Origin of the sequence: Spiroplasma endosymbiont of Danaus chrysippus, from assembly GCF_902809815.1 — a bacterium.
Lineage (GTDB): Bacteria > Bacillota_I > Bacilli_A > Mycoplasmatales > VBWQ01 > Spiroplasma_E.
On record NZ_CADDIL010000005.1, the window covers coordinates 190,289 to 196,539 of the forward strand.

The 6,251-nt window shown below is 24.2% G+C and carries 5 protein-coding genes; 3 read left to right on the top strand and 2 right to left on the bottom strand.

The annotated features are described in order from the left end of the window. The first annotated feature begins 2 nt into the window (after nucleotides 1-2). The 3 genes from SPIRDC1_RS07695 to SPIRDC1_RS07705 all read left to right on the top strand — a co-directional run bounded on the left by SPIRDC1_RS07695 (nucleotide 3) and on the right by SPIRDC1_RS07705 (nucleotide 3,800). Nucleotides 3-1,580 carry an AAA family ATPase gene (locus tag SPIRDC1_RS07695; RefSeq protein WP_174481271.1) on the top strand — a complete coding sequence of 526 codons (1,578 nt, stop codon included), beginning with the start codon at nucleotides 3-5 and terminating at the stop codon, nucleotides 1,578-1,580. A gap of 14 nt (nucleotides 1,581-1,594) precedes the next feature. Continuing rightward, the gene (locus tag SPIRDC1_RS07700) at nucleotides 1,595-3,082 is read left to right on the top strand and encodes a VWA domain-containing protein (protein WP_174481272.1); all 1,488 of its coding nucleotides are present in this window, start codon (nucleotides 1,595-1,597) and stop codon (nucleotides 3,080-3,082) included. Nucleotides 3,083-3,164: 82 nt separating this feature from the next. After that, entirely contained in the window at nucleotides 3,165-3,800 is a 636-nt protein-coding gene (locus SPIRDC1_RS07705) for a hypothetical protein (RefSeq protein WP_174481273.1), read from the top strand. Nucleotides 3,801-3,823: 23 nt separating this feature from the next. Here the strand turns inward: SPIRDC1_RS07705 and SPIRDC1_RS07710 are convergent, their stop codons facing one another. Together SPIRDC1_RS07710 and SPIRDC1_RS07715 are read right to left on the bottom strand one after the other, a co-directional pair. Next, a complete protein-coding gene (locus tag SPIRDC1_RS07710; RefSeq protein WP_255495993.1) occupies nucleotides 3,824-4,372 on the bottom strand; it encodes an ankyrin repeat domain-containing protein in 549 nt (182 codons plus the stop codon). Nucleotides 4,373-4,711: 339 nt separating this feature from the next. Continuing rightward, nucleotides 4,712-5,707 (bottom strand): IS3 family transposase, encoded by a 996-nt coding sequence (locus SPIRDC1_RS07715; protein WP_174479968.1) that lies wholly within the window; start codon nucleotides 5,705-5,707, stop codon nucleotides 4,712-4,714. Between the last annotated feature and the right edge of the window lie 544 nt (nucleotides 5,708-6,251).

Here is a 6,251-nt window from a genome sequence, read left to right on the forward strand (position 1 = left end):
AAATGAGTACAGATAGTTTACTTTCTAAGCGAATTGAACAATTAATTAAAGTAATTAGCTCTGATGTTTATGAAAAAGAAACTGTTTTTAAACTTGCTATTTTGGCGTTATTATCAGGAGAATCAATATTTTTATTAGGATTACCAGGAATTGCTAAATCATTAATTTCACGACGAATTAAATATGCGCTCCATGATGGGCGAAATTTTGAATATTTAATGAATCGTTTTTCTACTCCAGAAGAAATTTTTGGACCAATCTCAATCAAAGATTTATTAAAAGGTAACTATGTAAGAATTATTGATCAATATTTGCCTGCTGTTGATATTGCTTTTTTGGATGAAATTTGAAAAGCAGGCCCTTCAATTCAAAATACATTACTAACTATTATTAATGAAAAAATCTTTCGTAATGGTGGTGTTGATATCAAAGTCCCATTAAAACTATTAATTTCAGCTTCCAATGAGTTACCAGAAAGTGGTAAAGGTTTAGAAGCTTTATTTGATCGTTTTATTATTAGAATGATAGTTTATGGTTTAACTAATAAAGAAAATTTTAATGATATGTTAGAAAGTATTACTAGTTTAGAAGTAAAAGTTCCACTTGAATTACAAATTAAAACTTCTGAATATGAAAAGTGATTAAAAGAATTGGAAACTACTGTTACTTTAAGCAAAGAAACATTAAATTTTATTTCTCGTTTTCGTAAAATTTTAACAGAAGCAACTAATGGTAAAGCTTACATTTCTGATCGAAGATGAAAAAAAATTGCTAAATTAATAAAAGCTTCAGCTTATTATAATGGTAGAACAACTACTGATAAGCCTGATTTATTGATTATTCCTTACTGTATTTGAGATAATGAAGATCAAGAAAAAGAGTATACAAAACTTTTCAATGAAGCATATTGTGAAGATTTAACTTACACATTGAAACAAAATCAGATTGAACTGGAAAGTGAGTTGGAAACATTAAGTAATAATGCCGAAAACATTAAAGATAGTCAAAATCAACCATCTATTTACTCCAATCCATTTTCTGAACAAATTAAAGGCATATATTATCGTTTATTATGACATAGTGATGAGTTTCCAATTTGTTTTATTAGTAGAAAGGATTTTCAGTTATTATTACGACGTAATAAAAAGAGTCATAATATTCAATTATTTTATGGTAAAAGTTTAAGTAAAATGGAAGGTAATCAGAAGTTTGAGTTGCAATTAAAGAATTCTAGTGAATTAATAAATATTACAAATAATTCTATAATTCAAGTTGAATTAACTAATACTGATAGTAAATCACAATTTGGAAATATTAATAGTCAAATTAAAGATTTAAAGCAACAAATTAATGAATTAAAAGTACATTTTGAACAAGAATATCATCGTTTAAGTAAAACCGATTCTATATTTTTTGATGAACAATTTAAATCACTATTAGAAATGGCATTTTTTGATAAAATTTCGCAAATACCAGAAGCAGAAACTGAAACGACTCTTTCATCAGAATCACTAACTGAAGATTCACCAATAACTATTCCAAATGTTAATGATACTAATAATAATTCTGATATTAATTAAGATAGGTGATTATTATGGAACAATTAATTGAATCCCATGTTTCACAAATTTTAGAAACTAAATTGAAAAAAATGTCTTTATCAGAAACAAATTTAAGTAGTTTTACTTGATTTAAAAAAAAATTTGCTTGATTAGCTCCAGAATTTGATCAACAAATTAGTCATTTTTATTTAAATGAAGTTTTAGAAAAAAGTAAAAATATTGTTATTAGTACCATCATTAAAAGAGAATTACGATTATATTTCTGAGTTATGATTAATGGTATTGATAGATTAAAAAATAATTGACAAGAAATTTATACTAGGGCAAAAATTCTTGATTCACCAATGATTAATTATTTTCATTATTTTCAAGAAAAATTTAAGGATCGTAAACTTAATAGTAAATTAACTTTTGATAATTTTACAAGACATTGAGAAAGTTTAATTGTTCAAAGAATTGTAAATTATAAATTATTTGAAACTATGCAAATGCGTCAAAAATATTTAACAATGTGAAGTAATAATATTAAAATTATTAATGAAGTAAGACATATTGTTGGTTTTGCTTGAAATTTTTTTGGACGATTTTGAGAAGGAGATTTAAATGATTTTAAAAAAATTAATTTAAATACTATTATACAATATGGTGAAATTTTAAATAAGAATCCAGCTATTATTGAAATTGCCAGACTACTTGGTCGTTGAAAAGGAATTTCGGGTTTAACAGAAAAGCAGGTTCATCAAAAAGTACAAATTGAATATCAATTAAAGCCATTAGGAAAATGGCCTGAAGAAATAGTAGGAATTACTGAGGGTAAAGATTTAGAACATTTATTACCATTAGAATTAGTTAATCTTGCTATTCCGGAGTTAAATGCTATTTTTTATAAAAAATTTGTTGAAGAAAAGTTAGCAATTACAGAGTTTGAATCAATGGATTTAGTTGCCACTGAACATCTTGTTGAAGAAGTTGTAGAAGTACCAATTCCCGAAAGTGAAGGCCCTTTTATCTTATGCATTGATACATCTAAATCGATGAGTCATAGTCCAGAAATTATTGCAAAATCAATTGCGCTTGCTATTAGTAAAATTGCTTTACAAGAAAAAAGACCATGCTATATGATCAATTTTTCTGGTAAATTTGAAACTTATGATTTATCTAATTTAGTTTCATCAATTCCCAATCTAATTCATTTTTTAGGTCATAGCTTTAAAGGACATACTAATATTAATCCAGCTATTAGTCATGCTTTAACAATTATGCAATCTAAAACATATCATAATGCAGACTTATTGGTAGTTTCTGATTTTTTATCTGCTAATATTACTAAAAATAATATTAATTTAATGTTGCAACTAAAAGCAAAAGCTAATCGCTTTCATGCTATTAATATTGCTTCTTCAACATTGTCTAATAATTTTAAAAAATATTTTACTAATTATTGACATTATGATCCTCGCGATCCATTTGCTGCGCGAAAAATTGCGTTAAATTTAGCTAAAACTAAAAATAAATCTTAATTTTGATAGTTATTTTTTTGCTTTAATAATGATAAAATATTATTAGAGTGAAAAAATAAACTGATAATGAGAGATGAATAATATGAAAAAAAATAATTTAATTTTAAGCAAAATATTAGTTATTATTAGTGTTTTAACAGTAACAATTAGTTTATCAATTTTTCCATTATTTAATTGAGGTGTTCCATTAAAAAACAATATTGCTATTATTATTACTTTAATCGTTAATAAAGAACCAATTACTAGTAGTTTTTATAAACAATTAATGACTAGTGATAGTATAGTTTCTTTATATACTTTTGGAACATTATTGATTTTTAATTTAACTTATTTAATACCATTAATTTTTATTAAAAAACCTTTTTCAAGATCAGTTTTAGCTATACACATGTTATTAATAACCTTAGTATTGATACTTTTTGTATTAGTACTTTTTAATTACTTTAATATTAGAAATTTTCAAACTATTCCTTTTAAAGATTTATGAACAATTCCTTGAGCAGGTATTGGTTTAAGTTTACTTACTATTTTTTGATATGGCTTAAAAAATTTATGAGTTAATCCTCCACAGTTATCAAAAAAAAGTAATGATTATAGTAAAAACAAAAAAGAAGAAATTAAAAGTGATGATTTACCATCATATGAAGATTTACAATTACAATTAAAAATGTTAAAAAAACAATTAAAAGAAGTTAGAAATATTAAAGGTAAGAAATAATAAAAGTTATTTTAGATTTTTAATTAGATCATTAGCAAACTTTGTTTTTTAATATTTGTTGTTGATTGATTACTAGAGTTAGGTGAATTTATTTCATTTTTACTTGAGTTTAAAATTCATGATTGCAAATATTCTTTCACTTCTAGATTCACTTTATTTATTGATTCTCAAAAATTATCTATACATTCAATTTTAGCACCATTTTCTATTAGAAACTTAAGTCCCTCTATATTATTATCAGCAATTAGAATTAAGGCAGTTTTACCATTTTGATTTGTATGATTAATATCAGCGTTATTTTCTACTAAAAATTTAATTACATCTAAATGACCATTTTCAATAGCTCGATCTAAAGCAGTTTCACCACGTAAATTTATTTGATTAACATCGGCATCGTTTTCAACTAAAAATTTAACTATATTTAAATACCCTTTTTTGGCGGCTTTTGTTAATGGAGTATTACCACTAGTATTTTTATCTGGATAAGAAGTCACTTTATCGGTAAGTTTTTTACAAATGGAATATTTAAAGTTTCTATAATTGATATCAGCGCCATTTTTTACTAATTTCATAGTTTTTTTTAAAATTACCTTCTTCAATAGCAATCATTAATTTCTCATTTTTAGTCATATCTTTTAATGCTCCTTTTCTTTTATTAAATTAATAAAAATCCTAATATAGAAAATATCTATACTAAGAATAAACAATTATTCAAGTATATAGGGACTTCGTCCCTCGCCACTAAGTGGCTCACCCAAATTATAGTCCCAGTAGGTTCACTGGGACTATAATCATTTTTATTTATCTTTATTTTTAGGTTTATCTTTTTTCTTTAAAATATTATCCAATTTATCCAAACTACCAGACTGGTGGTTAGCCCTAAATACTGGACCACTTTTGGATAGACAGTTTTAAATTTTTATTTGTGAAATTGGTGGTTTTAGAAATTTAGAATGTATTCTTTCGTAATTATAAAACATAATATATTGGTTTACATCATTTATAGCTTCATTGAGAGAAAAATATTGATTTGAACCTTTAGGTAGTCATTCTTGAGATAAATGAGAAAATCAGTTTTCAGATATTACATTGCCACCAATATCATAAGGTTGTTTTTTGCTTAAAATTATTTGCTTATCAGCAGCTCAATTTGTGATGTCTTGACAATAAAATTCGTTGGCGTTATCTGAGTGTAAAATAACGTTTTTTACTTGGTTTCAAGAGAATTGTTGATTTATTTTTTCAAGTGCAGGAAGGATTAAATCTTGATAGGATTTGTTTGAACATGTATTATAGCTTACAATATTATTTGAATAAAAATCAATAATTACAAAAAGATATAATCAACCTTCTTTAGTATTTATTTGTTTAGTGTCCATTGATCAAATTTGATTTGAAGAGGTTGTACTTTTATAATCTTTGTTTACTTTATCCATTGTAGGTATTCACTTATTTGGATTTTTTTTGTTTTTAGGATAGTTATTTTTAGTTTGTTTTAATCCTTGAAGATTGTGATCTTTCATAATTTTTCGCATTTGTTTTGTTGATAATTCTAGATTTAAAATAATATGTTTGTATTGTTTTAATCATTCTTTAAATGCTGAAAAAATTCGTAAATAGCCATAAATTTGTCCTTTTCTTGTAAAATGAAATTCAAGTAAAAGTTGGCATAATTCTTGATATTTATGTGTACAATTACTAATTTGATTTTTTTCTTTTTTAATAGGGTTTTGTTTGTTTTTTACAAAATAATATGTTGATCGGTTTAGTTGAAGATGTTGGCAAAGATATCTAATTGAATATTGGTTTTTGCTATCATCAATAATTTGAATTTTTTGTTTGATATTTAACTTGTTAATTACTAATGCTATTTGTTTAATTTTATCCATTATTAAAAATCCTTTCATGTCAAAATTAGTGTTAATTGTATAACACAATTGTTTTTCGAATACATTCAAGTTTTTTTTAAATTAATGGTCTAGTAAAAAGGGCTAAGTAGCAAGTAGTAAGAACATATACAGATATTTATATACATTTGAAGTAAAAATAAAAAAATGCCAAAATAAAATAAAATCTTAGCTGGTGACTTTAAATTATTTTGACAATAACCATTATATATATATATATACAAGTAAAATTATAGAAAAAATTAGTTTTTTTTCTAATGGACGTATGAGATTAACCCTTAGAATTATTAGTAACATTAACAATATAACTGCAAATTCTATGATTTGTTAATTTAAATTATAACATATATTTTAAAAATATTAAAAAATATAATTACAAAAGGGCGCATTAATTTAATAGATAGATTTAGAAATAACAAAGAACGATATAACTATCGTTCTTTTTTTGTTAAAAGATTAAAACTTAATAAAACTGTCGTAGAAGTCTAATAGTGAGTACGAAATGTAAATACTTCTATATCAGTATAAAAGAGCATTTAATGTT